Source organism: Bacillota bacterium, from assembly GCA_040754675.1.
Lineage (GTDB): Bacteria > Bacillota > Limnochordia > Limnochordales > Geochordaceae > Geochorda.
On the sequence record JBFMCJ010000090.1, the window covers coordinates 10,158 to 10,823 of the forward strand.

A 666-nucleotide genomic window follows, 5' to 3' on the forward strand; every position below is an offset into this window, starting at 1 on the left:
AAAGCCCCCGGACCGCCGCCTGAGGTGCCGTCATGGAAGCCTCTGTACGCCCAGGCGCGCTCATCCACTTTCCATCTGCCGATGACCGGGGTGCCCAGGCCTCCGCGCGGGTCGTTCCCTTTTCGCCCGCCGCCCGCCTGGCGGCCGATTCCCAGCCCGTCGCCGAACTCTCCATCCGTGTGGCCGTCTACCCAACCTCGCAGACCGCCCTACCCGCCGTCTACGATCTCTCGGCGTCGGACCCCGGGGCGCTGCTCGCGGACGCCTGCAGCCGCGCGGCGCACCTCGTCAGGGAGCAGGGCAGCCCCATCCCTGCTGAGGCCGTGGTGGCGGTGGTGGAAAACCTCATCCACGCGCGCTTCCACCTGGCTGCCGTCTCCATCACCGCCGACGGCGCCGTTACGGTTTCGGACCAGGGCCCCGGCATCCCCGACAAGGAACGGGCCGTGCTCCCGGGCTTCACGACGGCCACGGCAGAGATGAGGCGGTACATCCGGGGGATAGGCTCCGGACTGACCATTGCGAGACAGCTCATGGACAGGCTAGGGGGGTCTTTGTCGATCGAGGACAACCTTGCCGGCGGCACCGTCGTGACGCTGCATCCACCCCATATCTCCAATCCCCTGACTGCTGCTCGCCCGCCCCCACCCACCCCCTCCCCGGCCG

Annotated in this window: 1 protein-coding gene; it reads left to right on the forward strand. The window is 69.8% G+C overall.

All coding sequences use genetic code 11. From position 1 onward, the window contains the following. Nucleotides 1-32: 32 nt before the first annotated feature. The coding region (locus tag AB1609_07380) for an ATP-binding protein (GenBank protein ID MEW6046289.1) at nt 33-666 on the forward strand (634 nt) is incomplete at its 3' end.